Origin of the sequence: Pseudophaeobacter sp., assembly GCF_048267565.1 — a bacterium.
In the GTDB taxonomy this organism is placed as follows: domain Bacteria; phylum Pseudomonadota; class Alphaproteobacteria; order Rhodobacterales; family Rhodobacteraceae; genus Pseudophaeobacter; species Pseudophaeobacter profundi.
Window position 1 is genome coordinate 25032 of the sequence record NZ_JBLWXG010000002.1, and the last position, 17492, is coordinate 42523.

The 17492-nt window shown below is 61.1% G+C and carries 17 protein-coding genes; 8 read left to right on the plus strand and 9 right to left on the minus strand.

What is annotated here, in order from left to right; all coding sequences use genetic code 11:
• Window positions 1–182: 182 nt before the first annotated feature.
• From ACN0VH_RS06545 to ACN0VH_RS06555, 3 genes are all read left to right on the plus strand, one after another.
• The gene (locus ACN0VH_RS06545) at window positions 183–2084 is read left to right on the plus strand and encodes a hybrid sensor histidine kinase/response regulator (protein WP_278922321.1); all 1902 of its coding nucleotides are present in this window, start codon (window positions 183–185) and stop codon (window positions 2082–2084) included.
• Window positions 2081–2785 carry a response regulator transcription factor gene (locus tag ACN0VH_RS06550; RefSeq protein WP_278922320.1) on the plus strand — a complete coding sequence of 235 codons (705 nt, stop codon included), beginning with the start codon at window positions 2081–2083 and terminating at the stop codon, window positions 2783–2785. Before ACN0VH_RS06545 ends, ACN0VH_RS06550 begins: the two co-directional genes overlap by 4 nt.
• 88 nt (window positions 2786–2873) lie before the next feature.
• A complete protein-coding gene (locus tag ACN0VH_RS06555) occupies window positions 2874–3101 on the plus strand; it encodes a WGR domain-containing protein (protein WP_278922319.1) in 228 nt (75 codons plus the stop codon).
• A 39-nt stretch (window positions 3102–3140) separates the two neighbouring features.
• Here the strand turns inward: ACN0VH_RS06555 and ACN0VH_RS06560 are convergent, their stop codons facing one another.
• The gene (locus tag ACN0VH_RS06560) at window positions 3141–4334 is read right to left on the minus strand and encodes a hydantoinase/carbamoylase family amidase (RefSeq protein ID WP_417700034.1); all 1194 of its coding nucleotides are present in this window, start codon (window positions 4332–4334) and stop codon (window positions 3141–3143) included.
• Window positions 4335–4626: 292 nt separating this feature from the next.
• On the opposite strand from ACN0VH_RS06560, the gene ACN0VH_RS06565 reads away from it, so the two are divergent.
• Genes ACN0VH_RS06565 through ACN0VH_RS06585 form a run of 5 tightly spaced genes read left to right on the plus strand, consistent with a single transcriptional unit; the run spans window position 4627 to window position 8400 of the window.
• Window positions 4627–5277: a histidine phosphatase family protein gene (locus tag ACN0VH_RS06565; RefSeq protein WP_417700035.1), complete on the plus strand. Its 651-nt coding sequence runs from the start codon at window positions 4627–4629 to the stop codon at window positions 5275–5277.
• Between the two features lie 42 nt (window positions 5278–5319).
• Window positions 5320–5934, plus strand: coding sequence for a glutathione S-transferase family protein (locus ACN0VH_RS06570; protein ID WP_417700038.1), 615 nt, complete (start codon window positions 5320–5322; stop codon window positions 5932–5934).
• A 10-nt stretch (window positions 5935–5944) separates the two neighbouring features.
• Window positions 5945–6997: a saccharopine dehydrogenase gene (locus ACN0VH_RS06575; protein WP_417700040.1), complete on the plus strand. Its 1053-nt coding sequence runs from the start codon at window positions 5945–5947 to the stop codon at window positions 6995–6997.
• Entirely contained in the window at window positions 6997–7245 is a 249-nt protein-coding gene (locus tag ACN0VH_RS06580) for a SemiSWEET family sugar transporter (RefSeq protein ID WP_232401181.1), read from the plus strand. Before ACN0VH_RS06575 ends, ACN0VH_RS06580 begins: the two co-directional genes overlap by 1 nt.
• 12 nt (window positions 7246–7257) lie before the next feature.
• Window positions 7258–8400, plus strand: coding sequence for a saccharopine dehydrogenase family protein (locus ACN0VH_RS06585; protein WP_417700042.1), 1143 nt, complete (start codon window positions 7258–7260; stop codon window positions 8398–8400).
• A gap of 96 nt (window positions 8401–8496) precedes the next feature.
• Here the strand turns inward: ACN0VH_RS06585 and ACN0VH_RS06590 are convergent, their stop codons facing one another.
• The 8 genes from ACN0VH_RS06590 to ACN0VH_RS06625 all read right to left on the minus strand — a co-directional run bounded on the left by ACN0VH_RS06590 (window position 8497) and on the right by ACN0VH_RS06625 (window position 17354).
• Window positions 8497–8820 (minus strand): DUF3775 domain-containing protein, encoded by a 324-nt coding sequence (locus tag ACN0VH_RS06590; protein WP_278922313.1) that lies wholly within the window; start codon window positions 8818–8820, stop codon window positions 8497–8499.
• Window positions 8821–8911: 91 nt separating this feature from the next.
• Window positions 8912–10210, minus strand: a complete 1299-nt coding sequence (locus ACN0VH_RS06595) for an adenylate/guanylate cyclase domain-containing protein (protein ID WP_278922312.1) — start codon at window positions 10208–10210, stop codon at window positions 8912–8914.
• A complete protein-coding gene (locus tag ACN0VH_RS06600) occupies window positions 10207–11421 on the minus strand; it encodes a DNA recombination protein RmuC (RefSeq protein ID WP_417700045.1) in 1215 nt (404 codons plus the stop codon). Before ACN0VH_RS06600 ends, ACN0VH_RS06595 begins: the two co-directional genes overlap by 4 nt.
• Window positions 11421–13337 (minus strand): DNA mismatch repair endonuclease MutL, encoded by a 1917-nt coding sequence (gene mutL / locus ACN0VH_RS06605; RefSeq protein WP_417700047.1) that lies wholly within the window; start codon window positions 13335–13337, stop codon window positions 11421–11423. Before mutL ends, ACN0VH_RS06600 begins: the two co-directional genes overlap by 1 nt.
• Window positions 13338–13458: 121 nt before the next feature.
• The gene (locus ACN0VH_RS06610; RefSeq protein ID WP_417700049.1) at window positions 13459–14388 is read right to left on the minus strand and encodes a metal ABC transporter permease; all 930 of its coding nucleotides are present in this window, start codon (window positions 14386–14388) and stop codon (window positions 13459–13461) included.
• Complete coding sequence (locus ACN0VH_RS06615) at window positions 14385–15590, minus strand: metal ABC transporter permease (RefSeq protein ID WP_417700052.1); 1206 nt, start codon at window positions 15588–15590, stop codon at window positions 14385–14387. The genes ACN0VH_RS06610 and ACN0VH_RS06615 overlap by 4 nt, the downstream gene beginning before the upstream one ends.
• Window positions 15591–15601: 11 nt before the next feature.
• Window positions 15602–16420, minus strand: a complete 819-nt coding sequence (locus ACN0VH_RS06620) for a metal ABC transporter ATP-binding protein (RefSeq protein ID WP_417700054.1) — start codon at window positions 16418–16420, stop codon at window positions 15602–15604.
• A gap of 1 nt (window position 16421) precedes the next feature.
• Window positions 16422–17354, minus strand: a complete 933-nt coding sequence (locus tag ACN0VH_RS06625) for a metal ABC transporter solute-binding protein, Zn/Mn family (RefSeq protein ID WP_417700328.1) — start codon at window positions 17352–17354, stop codon at window positions 16422–16424.
• Window positions 17355–17492 lie beyond the last annotated feature (138 nt).

Sequence of the window (17492 nt, forward strand, 5' to 3'; positions counted from 1 at the left end):
TTCTATTCCCAGTTTGGGACTGGCTCATGCTAGCGGGTCAAGTTTTTCGTGAAGTTTTCACAAACCTTACGAATTGTAACAGGCCAAAGACGGGCCCGGATTTCAGCCTTTGCCGCGCCCCGTTTTGCCGCCCCCCTTTGCCAATGCCGCCTGCAATGATAGCCAAGGTACGGGAGAGTGCCATGAACCGAGCAGACAAGACCTACGCCGCAATGACCAGCGCCGGGCTGAACCTGATTGCCCAGGCGATTTCGATATATGACAGCGAGTTGCGCCTGGCGGTGTGCAACAGCCGCTTTCAAGAGATGTTCAACCTGCCCGACGCCCTGGTCACCCCCGGCGCCCGGTTCGAAGATACCATTCGCCATATCGCCTCCAGCGGTGAATATGGTCCGGTGGATGACATTGAAGAACTTGTGGCAGTACGCGTAAATCAAGCCCTTGATTTTGAACCACACTACCTGGAACGCACCCGCGCCAACGGGCAGGTCATCTCGATCGAGGGGGCGCCCCTTCCGCAGGGCGGCTGGGTGGCGGTCTACACCGATATCAGCCGCGCCAAACGGGTCGAACAGCTGCTGCGCGCCCGATCCGAAGAAATGTCAGACCGGCTTATCGCCCATACCGAAGAACTTTCAGCAACCAACCGAGAGCTGGCAGCTACCAATAACGCGCTGGAAGAGGCCAAGCGGCAATTGACGGAAATAGAGGGGCGCACCCGGCTGACCACCGAAATGATGCCCGCCCATATCGCCCATGTCGATGCCGATGGCTACTACACCTATACCAACCGGCGGCTAAGCTCGGTGTTTCCAAGCCGACCCTCTGATATTTTGGAAATGCACATCTCGGATGCGCTGGGGGACCAGGCCTTTGCCAAGATCGAACCGCACCTGCGCGCGGCCTATCAAGGCGGCAGCCCGGTGTTTGAATTCACCGAAGCCCATGACAGCCGCCGCATCCGGGTGGCCTTTACCCCGGATCAAAGCGGCGGCGTCTATATCCTGTCGATGGATGTCACCGAGGAAACCCAGGCCCGCGTTGCCCTGCAACAGGCGCGGCGCCGCGAAATGGCGGCGCAGATGACGTCAGGTCTGGCGCATGACTTTTCCAACCTCCTGACCATCATTCTGGGGATGCAGGGCAAGCTGGGTAAAATGGACCTGCCCCCCCAGGGACAAGAGATGGTGCGCGGTACGCTTGCGGCGGCGCGGCGCGGCGGGCGACTGCTGAACCGGATTGCAGAGATGACAGGCCAGCGCAGCCTGCGCCCTCAGGCGACCAACATGCACGCGCTCTTGGCTGAACTGAAAATCCTCGCCACCCCGTCGTTGCCCCAGGGCATGGGGTTGAGCGTGCTGGACAATACCCCTGATGTGCTCTTCCTGCTGGACGCAGGGAAGCTGCAGGATGCGTTGTTGAACCTGATTCTGAACGCCCGCGATGCCTGCGGCGTCAACGGCCAGATTACCGTCAGCGCCCATAGCATTGGCCAGATCTGGCTTGAAATCAGCGTCACCGATACCGGTCCCGGCTTTTCTAACACGGCGCTGAAAGAGGCGCTCAACCCGTTTTTCACTACAAAAGGCAGCGAAGGATCGGGGCTGGGGCTGCCAATGGTATATGATATGGCCAAATCCGCCGGCGGCGATATGCGCGTTGGCAATACCGTGTCAGGCGCCAATGTCACCCTGCGCCTGCCCTACCGGCTTGCCCCGGATTGCCGGGGCGGCCTGGCGCTCTTGGTTGAAGACAACGAAGAGCTACGCTCTACCTTTCGTGACATGCTGATTGATCTTGGCTATTCGGTGATCGAAGCCACCAGCGTCGACGAAGCCTGCGCCCTGGCAGCAGACCTGCCCGATATCACGCTGGTCCTGTCGGACGTCAAACTAGAGGGCGAGGCCACCGGCATTGATCTGGCGCAACGCCTGAAGGGCACCGGTCTGCCAATTGTGTTGATGACCTCGCTGCTGCCCAGTGATCCGCAGTTCCGTATCGCGCTAAAGACTGGACCCGTGCTGCAAAAACCCTTTACCACACAGCAACTGTCCGCCCTTATCACCCCGGAGACCCCAGCATGACCGCGCCTCTTGTCACGATCCTGGATGATGAGCCCGAGATCCGGCAGATCCTTACCGACTGCCTGCAAGAGGCGGGGTTTCGCACTCAGAGTTTTTCCCGTGCCCGCGAATTTGAAGCCTCGCTGAAGCGGGTGACGCCGGATGTTTGCCTGGTGGATCTGTCGCTGCCCGATGTGGACGGGCTGACGCTGGTGCATCGGCTGGCGCTGGAACAGGGGGCGGCGGTGATCATCATCTCAGGCCGGGCACAGGTGCAGGATCGCGTCACCGGGCTGGAACTGGGGGCCGATGACTATATCACCAAACCCTTTGACCCCACAGAAGTGGTGGCCCGCATTCGCGCCCGCCTACGCTCTGGCCCGCGCAGCCAACCGACCAGCGGCAATACCGCCAGATTTGCCGGCTGGACCGCGCATTTCGACCGCTACATGCTAGAGGATGACGCCGGCACCGAGGTACCGTTTTCCCATGCCGAAGGCGAGGTGCTGCGGCTGTTTCTTGATAGTCCCAAACGGCTGATTTCACGCGCTCAGATGCAAGAAAGCCTGGGCGGCGGTGCTGGGGACAGTTTTGACCGGGCCATGGATGTTCGGGTGTCCCGACTGCGCACAAAACTGCGTGAAGATCCAAAAAACCCCCGTCTTATCAAGACAATATATGGCGCGGGCTATATTTTTCTTGGTGATGTCACCTGGGCCTGACCCCAGCAAACCGGGGGCAGATGCCGGGGGAAAAGATACTGCCTGCCCCCTCTTGCTCGCGCGATTCGCTCTGGTATAGAATCGGTGTATGGCCACCTGTCTGCTCTATACTCAAACCCAAAACCGTCGGTCCCGGTTTTACCGGATCGAATTGGCGTTGAACCTGTTTTCAGAAGTCTCGGTGCTCAGGGAATGGGGCTTTGCCGGCAGCAATGGCCAATGCGCCATCAACAACTATGACAACCTGCGCGAGGCCTCTCTGGCTGCAGACAGGCACCGCAATAGAATGTTGAAACGCGGCTACGCCCGCAGCTGATTCCCGTGCCACGGCCAACCCGGATCCGTCTGGACCGCGCTACAGCGACAGCGCCGCCTGGTGCAAAACCTCCAACCCCTTAACCAGATCTTCCTCTTTGGTGTCTTCGTCAAAGGCGTGGCTGATGCCGCCGATCGAGGGCACAAACAACATCGCCGTCGGCATCACCCGCGCCATATTGGCCGCATCATGCAGGGCACCCGAGGGCAGATCGCGCCATTTTCCGGGTGCCTGGGCCTCGGCCGCCTGACGCAGCGCTGCCTTCAGATGCGGATCCATGGCGGCCGGCTCAATGCCGCCCACCGTGCCCAGCTCTACGGTGACGCCGCGCTCCTGGGCGATCTCTGCTGCTACCGCGCGCATGATTTCTTCCAGCGCCAACAGCAGCGCCGGGTCACCGTCGCGCCACTGCAGCGCAAAACGCACAGTGCCCGGCACCACCGAAGAGGCATTGGGGCTGAGTTCCGCATGACCAAGGGTCCAGACCGTTGTCGATGTGGCCACCTCGGCAAAGCGCTGGTTGATCCGCTGGTTGAAATCGCACAGTGCCTGAAAGGCATCCTGGCGCAGCGCCATTGGCGTGGTCCCGGCATGGTTCTGCCGCCCATTGATCACGATACGCAGCTCGCGGATGCCGACAATGTCGCTGACCACGCCAACCTGATCGCCCGAGACATCCATGCCAGGCCCCTGTTCGATATGCATCTCGATAAAGCCGGTGAACATGTCATAGGGCAGAAAATCCTTGGCGCGCCCAGACATGCGGGCGCGGGCCGTGCTCAGCACCACCCCGCCGGTATCGGTCAACTGGTCTGCCTCTGCCAGAGACACGTTTCCGGTCCAGACATCGGACCCGGTCAGAATGCCAAAGCGCCCCTCTTCATCCTGGAAGTTCACGACTGAAATTGGCGGCCCGCCCGCCTCCTTGGCCGCCCGGGCGATTTCCAGCCCAGCCACCACACCCAGGGCACCATCCAGCCAGCCGCCTTCCGGTTGGCTATCGCTATGCGATCCAATCAGCAGGGATTTTTCGCCGGCCAGCCCAAAGCAATTGCCAATAGGGTCCAGGTGAACCGTTAGCCCGGCCTCTTCCATCCGTCCGGCCAACCAGCGCCGGGCCGCAATATCCACAGCACTATAGGCTGGGCGCACAACGCCTTTTCCCTGACCAGAGGCACCAAAAGACCGCAGGCGGTGCAGATCATCAAGAAAGCGGTCGCAATTCAGGCTCATAGGATTCTCTCTATCTTGAACTGTTTCCGGAACAGCGCCGGTCGTCGCGCATTCTGCGCTGCCCCTTTCACTTTCATGGGCATTGTCACAGTGCAATGTCCAAGAGCCGGAGAAAAGCCATTTACCCTTGGATGCGACATTATTACTAAATCGAACATTTTTCTGTAAATTCGGGCCCGCCGACCCCTGAGAATTATCACGCTTCCAAAAAATTTCGCCCGTGCCAAACCCTCTCTTCCATGTCGGAGCCTGCTCCAATATGAAATTCAGGAACAGAATTGGAACGCGCTGCATGACACATATCACCCTGATCCGCCACGGGCAGGCCAATACCGAGGCCCGCGATGAGGCAAGCTATGACCGGCTGAGCGCGCTGGGTCACCAGCAAGCGGCCTGGCTGGGCGACCACCTTGCCGAAACGGGCTCTCATCATCCAAGGATATATTGCGGCACCCTGACCCGACATATCGAAACCGCCACCGCGATGGGCTGCCAAGAGGTGATCCAGGATCCCCGCCTCAACGAGATGGAATATTTCACCATGGCCCAGGCGATGGAGCAGCAATTTGACCTGCCGATCCCGCAGGAACGCGAGGGCTTTATCGAGCATCTGCCAAAGGTGTTCCAAGCCTGGGCCGCCAATAAAATCGACGCCCCGCCCGAAAGTTGGCAGGCCTTTGAACAGCGCACCCAGCAGGTGCTGAGCGACATTGCCGAGGGCGACGGCCCGGCACTGGTGGTGACCTCGGGGGGCTTCATCTCGATGGCGATGCGTCAGGCCATGGGGCTGGATACCAACGGCATGGCCCGCGTTGCGCTGGCAATCATGAATACCTCTATGCACCGACTGTTTCCCATCGGCGGCCATCTCAGCCCCGTCTTGTTCAACGCGGTGCCGCATCTGGATAGCACTGAACGTCAATACGCCCAGACCCACCTGTAGCCCCACGCCTGCCCCAACCAAGACCCTGCCAGGAGATCAGACATGCAGCTTTACTACGCCCCCGGCACCATCTCGATCGCCGTCGCCATCGCCCTGGAAGAAGCCGGGCTTGAGTATGAGGCGATCAAGGTCGACTTTGCCAGCAAAGAACAGCAGACCCCAGGCTATGCCCAGATCAACCCAAAGGCCCGCGTACCCGCGCTGGCTGTTGAGGGCGGCATCCTGACCGAAACCGGGGCGCTGCTGGATTATATTGCCGATCTGGCCCCCCAGGCAAACCTGCGCCCTAGTGACCCGTTGCTGGCCGCCCGCATGCGCGAGGTGATGTATTACATTGCCTCTACCATGCATGTGAACCACGCTCACAAAATGCGCGGCAGCCGCTGGGCCAGCAAGACCTCCAGCTACAAGGACATGCAGGCCAAGGTGCCCGAAACCATGGCAGCCTCTTGTGCCTATATCTGCCAGTTTGGCCTGCGTGGTCCCTTTGTGCTGGGCGACACAGTCAGCCTTGCAGACTGCTATCTCTATGTGGTCTGCACCTGGCTTGCAGGCGACGGTGTAGATCTGACAAACTTCGCCAAAATCCAATCCTTCATGTCGGCCATGCAACAGCGCGCCTCGGTGCGCGCGGTGCAGGCCAAGGGAATGCTGTAAAGGACACGCAATGACACATCTCTGGGTTCGGGCTGAACAGCGCCCCAATGAAGACCGCACTGGGCTAACCCCGGAAGGCGCCAAGGCGCTGCTAGACGCAGGCATCAAGGTCACGATCGAAGAAAGCTCCGTTCGTGCCATTCCGCTGCAGGGCTATCGTGATGCAGGCTGCGCCATCGCGGCTGAAAATTCCTGGCCCACCGCCCCGGCGGATGCAATCATCTTTGGCCTGAAAGAACTGCCCGAGGACGGCACCCCGCTACCGCATCGCCACATCATGTTTGGTCACGCCTTCAAGGGCCAACATTCCGGCAAGGCCCTGCTGGACCGTTTTGCGGCGGGCGGTGGCACGCTGTATGATCTGGAATATCTGGTGGATGAAGCCGGTCGCCGGGTGGCTGCTTTTGGATACTGGGCGGGCTATGCCGGTGCTGCGGTGACGCTGAAAACCTGGTGCGCCCAGAAGCGCGGCGAGATCTGCGGTCCCGTCGGCGTCTATCCCGGCAAGGATGCGCTGCTGGCGGAATTGAGCGCCGAGCTGAAAGCGGTGCAGGCGGATGTGCCCTCTGCAATTGTCATCGGCGCCATGGGCCGCGTTGGCACCGGCGCGGCTGATCTTTGCGAGGCGATGGGCATCACAGTCACCAAATGGGACATGGCAGAAACCGCAAGCGGCGGACCCTTCCCCGAGATCCTGCAACATGATCTGTTTCTCAACTGTATCTTTGCCCGCCCCGGCACCCCGGTCTTTGTACCGCAAGAGGCCCTGACAGCGGATCGCAAGCTCAGCGCGATTGGCGATGTCGCCTGCGACCCCGACAGCGATTACAACCCGGTCCCCGTTTACAGCCAGGCCACCAGCTGGGACGCCCCGGCGCTGCGGGTGGCCACTGATCCGGTGATGGATGTGATGGCGATCGACAATCTGCCCTCGATGCTGCCGGTTGAAAGCTCGCAGGACTATGCAGCCCAACTGCTGCCCTCGCTGCTGACGCTGGACGATCTGAAGGCCGGTGTCTGGGGCCGAGCGGAAGCAACCTTCCGCGAATTCGTACCCGCCTGATGGAGCTATACCTTGGATATACTGCGGCGCTGATGGGCACTGTCTGCTGGCTACCGCAGGCCTGGAAAGCCTGGGCAAGCCGCGATACCTCTGGCCTGTCTCTATCTGCCAACCTTATGTTTTTGCTCACAGTGGGCCTGTGGTTCTGCTACGGAATCATGGTAGGGGACTGGCCGATCATCATTGCCAATTTCTGCGCCATTCTGATTGTGGTCAGCATCGTTCTGGCCAAACTGCGCTATAAATAACGGAGAACTCACATGACTATTCACTGGTGTGGCACCGGCCTTTCGGCCATTCCCGGTCTGCGTCGCCTGCTGGAAGCGGGCCACGATGTCGCCGTTTGGAACCGGACAACCGACAAAGCCCGCGAAGCTGTGGGCGACCTCACCTCCAATATCCATGCCTTTGACATCGACGCCCTGGGCGCATTGCTCAGCCCGGCAGATGTTGTCATTTCGATGCTGCCCGCCGATTTCCATGTACAGCTGGCCGAACTGGCGATTTCCAAGCAGGCGCATTTTGTTTCGTCGTCCTATATCGCCCCCGAGATGCGCGCCCTGGATGACAAGGCCCGCGCGGCCGGCGTTGCCTTGGTCAACGAGGTCGGCCTTGACCCGGGCATCGACCATCTGATGGCCCATGCGCTGGTGGGTGATTACAAGGCCTCGGCCGCCTTTGACGCCAGCAATGAGATCAGCTTTCTGTCCTATTGCGGCGGGATCCCCAAGATCCCCAACCCCTTCCGCTATAAGTTCAGCTGGTCGCCCCTGGGCGTGTTGAAAGCGCTGCGTTCACCGTCCAAATCCATCCGCGATTTCAAGGAACTGGAGGTCGCGCGCCCCTGGGATGCAATCTCGACCTACCACGCCCCCCTGCCCGAAGCCGAAAGCTTCGAAGTCTACCCCAACCGCGACTCGCTGCCCTTTGTTGGCCAGTACCACTTTGGCACTGATTGGCAGATCAAGGAGTTCGTGCGCGGCACCCTGCGCCTGAACGGCTGGAGCACAGCCTGGGCAGATGTCTTCAAGGAAGTCGAAACCCTGGAAGGCGCGGCAGGCGATGCCCGGCTCAAGGAAATGTCGGATCAGTTCTGGGATGAAAACGCCTATGACGAAGGCGAACCTGACCGGGTGGTGATGTGTGTCGAACTCAAGGCCGAACAGGCGGGCAAGACAGTCTGGCACAAGACCTATGTGATGGATGCCTGGGGCGATGATCGCGGCACCGCCATGGCGCGTCTCGTGTCCTTCCCGGTCTCCTATGCCATCGAGGCCGTGATAAATGGAAAAATCGCCCCCGGCGTTCACGCCGCCCCCAGCGATCCCGCCCTGGTCGAGGACTGGATGGGAAAGATCGCCCAGCTGGCGCAACATCTTGAAGTCAAAAACCGCCTCGCCTGATAGCGGCGATGGCCATGCGAATACCTTGGGCCCGCACAAGCGGGCCCTTTTTCTTGCCCGATCACCACGATTTCAGCCTGCAATGCGCGCCATGTTTTAACGGCCGATAACATCGCCTTCGACGTCGACCACCGCAATCCCCAGCGCGTCCAGACCCGCTTCCAGATTGTCCGCCAAATGGGGGGTGCCAATCAGGTATTCCACTGTCGGGGTGGTGGCTTCGGTCCGTGCCGTCTCGATGGCCTCTTCTAGCTCTTCGGCTTCAAAACTCCCTCGGCCAATCCACATGATCGCAGTCAGCTCGGCCTGCTCATCCTCGCCAAGTCGCTCAATAAAAGCCCGCAGTTCACCTTCTGCGCGCCCCAGTTCCCGCGCCATCAGTGCCACCTGTGCCACCTTGCGTGTTGAAATTTCCAGCATCGCCTACCTCCTTCTGTTCGCCGCTTACCCCATCAAACAGGAGCGCAGGATAAGGGTCTTTGATCTGAGGCAAGTAAAGCACCTTGCCCCATCAATCTGCGTCTGGGCTCACAGGCTCCTGTCCGAAGATTTCGAGCCCCTTGCTGCGCCCGCGCAGATGCACCGCAGGCAGGGCAATCCATCCCTCGCGCGCGGGCTCTGCTGCAGCAGCCTCAAGCACCGCAGCCGAGGCAATAACACCAACGCCCGCAGTTTTGGTCAGCTCTTCCAGTCGCGCTGCCGTATTCACTGTATCGCCAAAAACGGAATACTCCAAACGCTCGGCAGAACCGACAACACCCGAAAAAACATCCCCAAGGTGGAGGCCAATTCCGACCCGCACTTCATTTTGGCCACTGGCGCGTCGCTCAGCGCCCCAGTCCCCAAGCTCTCGGAGCAAGGCCTCAACGCAATTCAGCGCTTCGCGACCGGCATTTTCGCCATCAAACAAGATCATCGCCGCGTCGCCGATAAACTTGTCAATCATCCCACCGTGATTGCCAACCGCCAGATGCACCCGCCTGCGAAACTCGCTGATATAGGCGCCAACCTCTTCCGGAGCACGCCCTTCTGACCAACGGGTGAAGCCGCGAATATCCACAAACATCACCGCCATCTCATGCTGCTTGCCACGGCGCAGCTCGCTCAGCCCGCCGTCGGCCAGCCGATCCGCCAACTGCGCGGGCAGATAGCGGGTCAGGTTGGCACGGGCCTGTGCATCTATGATGGAACTGTGCAGCAGCTTGCGCGTCCGGTAGGCCACCGCAATCAGCACAACGCCCCCCAAGGCGATCATGGTGATCCGCACCACATTTGGTGGCAGCATGACAAGATCTTTCACCCGGTTGGTCACATAGGGGGTAATCGCCTCGGGTTGCCACAGGGTCAGGTAGGCAAGCCCGGCAACCGTCAAGGTGACGCAATAGGTCTGCAGATAGGGATTAAAGCGCAGCACTGAAAAAGCCAGAATCACCGGCACCAGCCAAGTCGGGGGGAGCAGAAAGGTCAGCTCTCCGGGCAGACCGGTATTGATCAACCCGGCCCAGGTGTTCACCAGCATGAAGGCACAGTCCAGCGTGACGGCCGGCCAGACCATCCAACTGCGAAACCGCCCGGAACTCGCCAGCCAGAACGCCACTGCGCCCAGCAGGAAATAGGAAATCAGGGTGCAGAAGGCCAAAATCCACTGCATCCGCAGATAGGGCTGCGTGTAGCCTGCATCTCCTTTGACAGCAAAAACAAAGGCAAACAGCAGACAGAAGGCCACGCCGATCCGCAGCAGGGCAACCAGCCGTTCGACTTCCACCTCGGCTTTGCGCAGCAGAGCGCCATCAAGTGTCTCGTGCGTCACGTCTCTTTTGCCCCCAGCGGTACAACATTGATTGTCGGCTCTGCCGGGATCTCTTCAAAATCAAAATTGTCCAGCCGCTGTGCCCGCCGCCCGGCCTTCTCGGCGCTGATCTTGATCTCGGCAATATCCTTGGCCGCCTGGCCAAAATGGCGATCCAGATTGCCGACGCGATCCCCCAGCCGTTCGACATCCCGGTGCAGATGCCCCAGTTCGGCACGGATGGCCCCCGCCTGTTCGCGCATGCGGGCATCCTTTAGAATGGCGCGCATGGTGTTCAGCGTCGCCATGCAGGTCGTGGGGGATACAATCCAGACCCGCGCGGCAAATCCCTCGCGCACCACCCCAGAGAAATTTGCGTGCAGTTCGGCATAAACGGCCTCTGAGGGCAGAAACATCAGCGCCCCCTCGGCGGTTTCGCCCTCGATGATATATTTCTGCGAAATCGCCGTGATATGCGCCCGCAACGCCGCCTTCATCTGCCGGATGGCATAGGCTTTTTCATCGCGGCTCTCGGCGCGGTGCAGCGCTTCATAGGGTTCCAGCGGGAATTTGGAATCGATCACGATCGGGCCCGGCGGGTTGGGCAGATGCACCAGGCAATCGGCGCGTTTGCCGTTGCTTAGGGTCGCCTGCATGGTGTAGCTGCCCGCCGGCAGCGCCTTGGACACGATGTCATTCAGCTGGATTTCCCCAAAGGCGCCGCGGGTCTGCTTGTTTGACAGGATATCCTGCAGCGACAGCACATCGCCTGACAGTTTGGTGATATTGTCCTGTGCCCTGTCGATCGCCGCCAGCCGTTCCTGCAACTGGGTCAGCGAGGTCACGGTGCGCTTGCTGCTGCCATGCAGGCTTTCTTGCATACGTTCCTGCATTTCAGCCATGGCCTGGGCCTGCCGCAGTGCATTTTCAGCCAGCCGGTCGTTCATATGCTGCTGCACATCATTCAGGCGCGTCTCAACGGTTTGTACCATCTGCAGCTGCGCGGTGGCCTGGCTGTCGGACACATGCTGCACCCCGCCGCGCAGCTGCTGCACCGATTGGCCCAGCTGGTTCATATGCTGCGCCAGCGGGGCAACAGCCCGCGCCGCTCGCGCGGAACTGCGCAGCGACAGCAGCAACAACAGCAGCAACACCGTGGCAAAGCCAAGTCCCAGCAAAATCAGAAGCCCGACTTCATTCATCGCCTGAACGGCCTGCTCCATGCCCTCCATCAACTGCGCCCAAACAGCCGTTCGATATCGGCCAACTTCAGCTCGACATAGGTGGGGCGACCGTGATTGCACTGGCCGGAATGCGGCGTGGCCTCCATCTCTCGCAACAAGGCGTTCATTTCCTCGCCGCGCATCCGCCGCCCCGACCGGATAGAGCCGTGGCAGGCAACCCGGCTCAGGATGGCCTCCAGACGCGCCTGCACCAGTTGGCTTTCGCCCTGGTCGTCCAGCTCATCCAGGATATCCTTGACCATGGCCTCGGCATTGACCTCGCCCAGGATGGCCGGGGTTTCGCGCACCGCAAGGGCAGATCCGCCAAAGGCTTCGATGGTCAGGCCGAACTGTTGCAGCGCCTCGGCATGGGCCAAGATGCGGGCACAGTCATTGCTTCCAAGTTCGACAATTTCCGGGATCAGCAGCGCCTGCGCCGCGACGCCGTTTTGCGCCATCTGTTTCTTCAGCTTTTCATAGACCAGCCGTTCATGGGCCGCGTGCTGATCGACAATGACCATACCGTCCTCGGTCTGAGCGATTATGTAGTTTTCGTGCACCTGCCCGCGTGCCGCCCCCAACGGCAGATGCTCGGCCCCGGGCGCGCTGCCCTCGGGCGCATCCAACATCGGCCCCGGGGCCTCCTCGGTCACGCGACCGCTGTAATCGCCCTGCAGCTCGGCAAAGCCCTGGGCGGCGGGTGGCGGCGCGGTAAATGCAGGGCTGAAACCTGGGCTCTGCCCCGCATAGGACGCACTGCGCGCCCCCATGGAAGGCCGGTCCATCTTATACACCCGCGGGGCACCCGTGGCGGTTGGCGCTTCGGGGCGCATCGCCCCAAGGGTCGCACCGGCCACAGTGGTCGAAGCCCGATGCCCCGCCTCTGCCAGGGCATGCCGCAGGGCGGATACGATCAACCCGCGCGCCAGACCGGGGTCGCGAAATCGAACCTCGGATTTTGCGGGATGGACGTTCACATCCACCAAGGTCGGATCGCAATCAATGAACAGGGCCGCCGCCGGGTGGCGATCCCGGCTGAGAAAATCAAAATAGGCCCCCCGCAACGCGCCCGTTAGCATCTTGTCCTTCACCGGTCGGCTGTTCACAAACAGAAACTGCGCCACCGCCGCGCCGCGTGAATAGGTCGGCAGCGCCGCATAGCCAAACAGGCGAATGCCATCGCGGCTGGCATCGACACGCAGCGCGTTTTCGCCAAATTCGCGCCCCAGCACCGAGGCCAGCCGCCCGTGCAGCGCATCAAACAGATCGCCAGTCAGTGGGTCAGCGCGAAAGGTCACCCGGCCCTCGCCGCCGCCCGAGACATCGCGCAGGGTGAACCCCACCGAAGGTTCCGCCATGGCCAGCCGCTTAATCACATCGCCAATGGCCTGGGATTCGGCGCGATCCGTGCGCATGAACTTCAGCCGGGCCGGCGTGGCATAAAACAGATCGCTCAGCTCGACGATGGTGCCCGCGCGCAGAGCCGCCGGGCGCACCGGTTCCATCTTGCCGCCAGAAACCTTGATCTGTGCTGCCTCATGCCCTGCCGCCCGGCTGGTGATGGTAAGTCGCCCCACCGCGCCCAAACTGGGCAGCGCCTCGCCGCGAAAGCCAAAGGTGTGGATATTGAGCAGGTCTGATCCGTCGATTTTTGAGGTGGCATGGCGCGACAGCGCCAGCGGCAGATCCTCGGGCGTCATGCCGCAGCCATCATCCGTTACCCGGATCAGGGTCTTGCCGCCATCGGCAATATCTATGGTGATCCGCCGCGCCCCTGCATCAATGGCGTTTTCAACCAGTTCCTTCACTGCCGAGGCAGGACGTTCCACCACCTCGCCGGCGGCAATACGGTTGATGGCGCTGTCATCCAGCTGGCGAATGGTGGGGCGCTGGGGATCGCTGATATGGGGGTTCTGCGTGCTCATACCGCTAAATTTAGCAGCTTCACGCGATTCTGCCACCGCTTGTGTTGTAAATTCCGAACAAGAGGGGAACAAAATTGCATACCGCAGGCTGCGGGGATTTTTCCCCTGCCTGCGGCACTATTCACACCCCGGCCGGGGCACCTGCGCGGCTGCGGCAGGGGCCGCATTTGGCGGTCACGGCAAGGACGCCCCCCGAAACTGTGGCGATCATTCCGGCGGCGCTGACCGCGTCCTGCCCGCCCAACCACAGCGGGCCATAGCCCGCAAGAACATAGCCGAGCACCGCCGCCAGCACCGCAAATCCCACGCTCCAGCCGATCTGGGCTTCCAGCCGATTGGTCATCATCCGCGCCGAGGCCGCCGGGCAAATGAACATGGCAATGACAATGATGGACCCCACCGCATCAAAGGCCGCAACCGCCGCAACGGCTGCGGTGATCACCAGGCCCAGGCCCAGCAGATTGGTGCGAATGCCCATGGTACGGGCAAAGCCCTCATCAAAGGTGGAAATCTTCAGCGCCCGCCAGAACAGTGCGATGAACAGGCAGACACCCACCAGCGTCAGGGCCATGCGGGGCAGCTCTACCGGCAGATAGCGCAGCGCCTGCGGATCCAGCAGCGACCTCCAGCCCGTGGCATCCAGCCAAATCAGGCTTTCCAGATTGCCATAAAGCGCATGTTCCACATCCAGATGCACCGCCGAGGTATCGCTCTGTTCCAGCAACAAAACCCCAAAGGCAAACATGGTGGTAAAGACAACCCCCATGGCAGCGCCCGGTTCAATCCGGCCCAGACGGCGAATGGCTTCGATCAGCACCACCGCAACCAACGCCGCACCCGCCGCGCCCAGCATCATCGGCCAGGCAGCGATCATGCCCGTCAGCAGAAAGGCCACCACGATGCCAGGCAGCACCACATGGCTGATGGCATCGCCGATCAGGGCCTGACGGCGCAGCAACAGGAAATTCCCCGGCAACGCGCAGGCCACAGCGGCAAACACGCCAATCAGCATCGGTGTCAGGGACAGGGGGACAAATTCTTCGCCGCTCATGACAGCACCTCACGCGGACCGTCAATTCGACGGTCGATTTCTTGGATTTGATCCACGGTCAGCACCGTTTCAATATCGCGCAGCCCATCATAGAGCGCCGCTGCGGCCTCTTGCGTGACGTCACCGCGCACCACTTCCCAACGCCTTTCGTCGCGCAGCGCCTTGGCGGCGCGGGCCTGGCCCTTGGCGGTGGCAACCCCATCCGCCCGCAGCAGGCCAGCCCGGCGCAGCAACCGCAGGGTCAGGCTCTCATAAATGGCCTGCCCCTGGGCCAGCGCCAGCAGGCCCTGGCGCAGGTGCACGCGCCGCTGGAACCGCATATGGCGCAGCATCGCCGCCAGTACGCCGCGGTTAGGCGCCAACAACAGCGAGAGCGCAAAGAGTGCAAAGCTTACCAAAACGATGATCGGGCCAGTTGGCAAATTCGGGGCCGAGGCAGAAAGCGCCGCGCCGATATAGGCCGCAATACCGCCAAACAGCCCAGCCAGCAGCACCACGCGATCGGATCGCTCGGACCAGAACCGCGCGGTGACGGCAGGGATGATCAACAGCGCGACGATCAGGATCAGCCCGACAATCTTTAGCCCGACAACGGTCACCGCCATGACCAGCCCCATCATCAGCAGGTCGATCCGGTCTACCGGCAGGCCACGTGCCGCGGCATATTCCGGGTCAAAAGCCACCAATGTCATAGGCCGACGGGTCAGCAGCACCAAGAGCAGCGTCACCGCCCCACCCGCAGCGATCACCAGCGCGTCGCTGTAAAGCATCCCGGCGGTAGAGCCGAGCAGGAACCCTTCCAGCCCGGCCTGTCGGCCCACCCCCAGCGTCTGGATCACGGTCAGCAGAACAATGCCAAAACCAAAAAACACCGACAGCACGGCGCCAATGGCCGCATCTTCCGCCAGGCGGGTATTGCGGGTCAGCCAGTTCATGCACCAAAGGCCGATACCGGCAGAAACGGCGGACCCCAACAACAGCCCCGCCAGATTGCGTCCATCGCCGCCTGCCAGGGCCATCAGCAAAAAGGCTATGCAGACCCCAGGCAGGGTGGCATGGCTCACCGCGTCGGAAACCAGCGCCCGTTTGCGCAGAAACAAGAAGGTGCCGGTGATCCCGGCTGCCGTCCCCAAGAGGGCCGCCCCGATGGCCACCAACGTGGCATTATAGCCAAGCTGCAGGGTAAGTGCGTCCAGTAGCATGATCTGTTCCTCTAGCCCCGCGCCAGCTGGTCAATCTGCGTCGCTGCCAGACGGCCGCCATAGGCCACCTGCAAGCTTTCTTCGCTGAAGGCCTCAGCAACCGGGCCTTCGGCGACGCGGCGGGTATTGATCAAGAAGACATTGTCAAAATATTCCGCCACCGTGGCCAGGTCGTGATGTACCACAACCACGGTCTTGCCAGCCGCCCGCAGGGATTTCAGCACAGAAATAATGGCCTTTTCCGTTGCTGCATCGACCCCAGCAAAGGGTTCATCCAACAGGTAAAGATCAGCGCCCTGCGCCAGGGCGCGCGCCAGGAACACCCGCTGTTGCTGACCGCCGGACAGCTGACCAATCTGGCGGGTCGCAAAATCCGCCATGCCAACACGGGACAGACAGTCCAGCGCCTTGGCTCGATGATTGCCCTTGATCCAGCCCAACAGGCCCAGTTCACGATAGAGCCCCATCAGAACCACATCAATCACCCGTGTCGGGAAATCCCAGTCCACGCTGGCGCGCTGCGGTACATAGGCGATACGGGCACGCTGTTCGGCCAACGGTCGGCCAAAGATCGTCACTCGGCCCGAAATCGGCGCAACAATGCCAAGTGCGGCTTTCAGCAGGGTGGATTTCCCCGCCCCATTGGGGCCAATGATGGCGGTCATCTGCCCTGGCTCTACCGTCATATCAACGGAAAACACCGCTGGCTTTTCACCATAGCTGACGGTGAGACCACGCACGGCCAGTGGGCTTTGGGCGATTTTGGCATCCTGGTCCAGCCCGGCAACCACGCGGTTTTCAATTAGGCTATTTGCTGCATCCAATGACATATTACAGCCCCGCCGACAGTTTGCTATCCATACCGCGCGCCGGGATTTCGGCCCCCAAGGCAGTGGCGATGGTGGTGATATTGTGATCGAGCATTCCCAGATAGGTGCCTTCATAGCTGCCATCTGCCCCCATCGCATCCGAGAACAGCTCGCCTCCGATGCTCACCGTATGACCCTGGGCCGCCGCGCCTTCGATCAGCGCACGCATAGAGCGGTCCGAAACCGAGCTTTCGACAAAGACCGCCTTGATATCGCGGGCAACCAGCAGATCGACCAGTTCGCCAATACGGTTCAGCCCGGCCTCTGACTGGGTCGAAATGCCCTGAATGCCCAGAACCTCATACCCGTAGTCACGGCCAAAATAGCCAAAGGCGTCATGGGCCGTCAGCAAGACACGATTGTTTTCCGGCACCTTGGCCAGTGCTTCGGTGCCATAGGCGATCAGGCGATCCAGTTCAGCCAGATGCGCCTGGGCATTGGCGGCAAACAGCTCGGCCGATTGTGGACGGGCTGTTGTCAAGGCCGCGCGCACCTCTTCCACCACCAGCTTCCACAGGGCCGGAGACATCCAGACATGCGGGTCATATTTGTCAGCATAGTCGTCGTGGCTGCGCAGCAGATCCTTGGGCAGCCCCTCGGCCACCGCCACCACCGGGCGCTTGCGGGTCAGATCGTGAAAGAATTCCTGCATCTGGGCCTCAAGATACAGCCCATGCCAAAGCACCAGATCGGCGCGGGTCATGGCCACGATATCGCTACGGGTCTGGCGATAGGCATGGGGATCAACCCCCGGCCCCATCAGCGCTTTGACCTCCACCTCGGCACCGCCAATCTGGCGCGCTGCATCGGCAATCATACCGGTTGTCGCCACAACTTTCAGTGGCGCGTCCGCCTGGGCCCGGCCCGCCACCAATGGCAGAGCAAGAAGCATCATCAGGCCCAACAGGGCAACATTTCTCAAACGCACAGGCTCACGCCTCCTCTAGATAGATTTGAAGTGAATATGCGAATGATTCTCAACCTAGTCAACGCAATTGCGACTTATTCGCAAAAAAACATGTCGATCTTGTCC

Excerpts from the sequence above, each read along its gene's own strand:
- ACN0VH_RS06615 (WP_417700052.1), bottom strand. The coding sequence starts at position 15,590 with ATGCTACTGGACGCACTTACCCTGCAGCTTGGCTATAATGCCACGTTG.
- ACN0VH_RS06620 (WP_417700054.1), bottom strand. The coding sequence starts at position 16,420 with ATGTCATTGGATGCAGCAAATAGCCTAATTGAAAACCGCGTGGTTGCC.
- ACN0VH_RS06560 (WP_417700034.1), bottom strand. The coding sequence starts at position 4,334 with ATGAGCCTGAATTGCGACCGCTTTCTTGATGATCTGCACCGCCTGCGG.
- ACN0VH_RS06550 (WP_278922320.1), top strand. The coding sequence starts at position 2,081 with ATGACCGCGCCTCTTGTCACGATCCTGGATGATGAGCCCGAGATCCGG.
- ACN0VH_RS06600 (WP_417700045.1), bottom strand. The coding sequence starts at position 11,421 with ATGGAGGGCATGGAGCAGGCCGTTCAGGCGATGAATGAAGTCGGGCTT.
- ACN0VH_RS06545 (WP_278922321.1), top strand. The coding sequence starts at position 183 with ATGAACCGAGCAGACAAGACCTACGCCGCAATGACCAGCGCCGGGCTG.
- ACN0VH_RS06555 (WP_278922319.1), top strand. The coding sequence starts at position 2,874 with ATGGCCACCTGTCTGCTCTATACTCAAACCCAAAACCGTCGGTCCCGG.
- mutL (WP_417700047.1), bottom strand. The coding sequence starts at position 13,337 with ATGAGCACGCAGAACCCCCATATCAGCGATCCCCAGCGCCCCACCATT.
- ACN0VH_RS06580 (WP_232401181.1), top strand. The coding sequence starts at position 6,997 with ATGGAGCTATACCTTGGATATACTGCGGCGCTGATGGGCACTGTCTGC.
- ACN0VH_RS06570 (WP_417700038.1), top strand. The coding sequence starts at position 5,320 with ATGCAGCTTTACTACGCCCCCGGCACCATCTCGATCGCCGTCGCCATC.
- ACN0VH_RS06575 (WP_417700040.1), top strand. The coding sequence starts at position 5,945 with ATGACACATCTCTGGGTTCGGGCTGAACAGCGCCCCAATGAAGACCGC.
- ACN0VH_RS06610 (WP_417700049.1), bottom strand. The coding sequence starts at position 14,388 with ATGAGCGGCGAAGAATTTGTCCCCCTGTCCCTGACACCGATGCTGATT.
- ACN0VH_RS06585 (WP_417700042.1), top strand. The coding sequence starts at position 7,258 with ATGACTATTCACTGGTGTGGCACCGGCCTTTCGGCCATTCCCGGTCTG.
- ACN0VH_RS06565 (WP_417700035.1), top strand. The coding sequence starts at position 4,627 with ATGACACATATCACCCTGATCCGCCACGGGCAGGCCAATACCGAGGCC.
- ACN0VH_RS06590 (WP_278922313.1), bottom strand. The coding sequence starts at position 8,820 with ATGCTGGAAATTTCAACACGCAAGGTGGCACAGGTGGCACTGATGGCG.
- ACN0VH_RS06625 (WP_417700328.1), bottom strand. The coding sequence starts at position 17,354 with ATGATGCTTCTTGCTCTGCCATTGGTGGCGGGCCGGGCCCAGGCGGAC.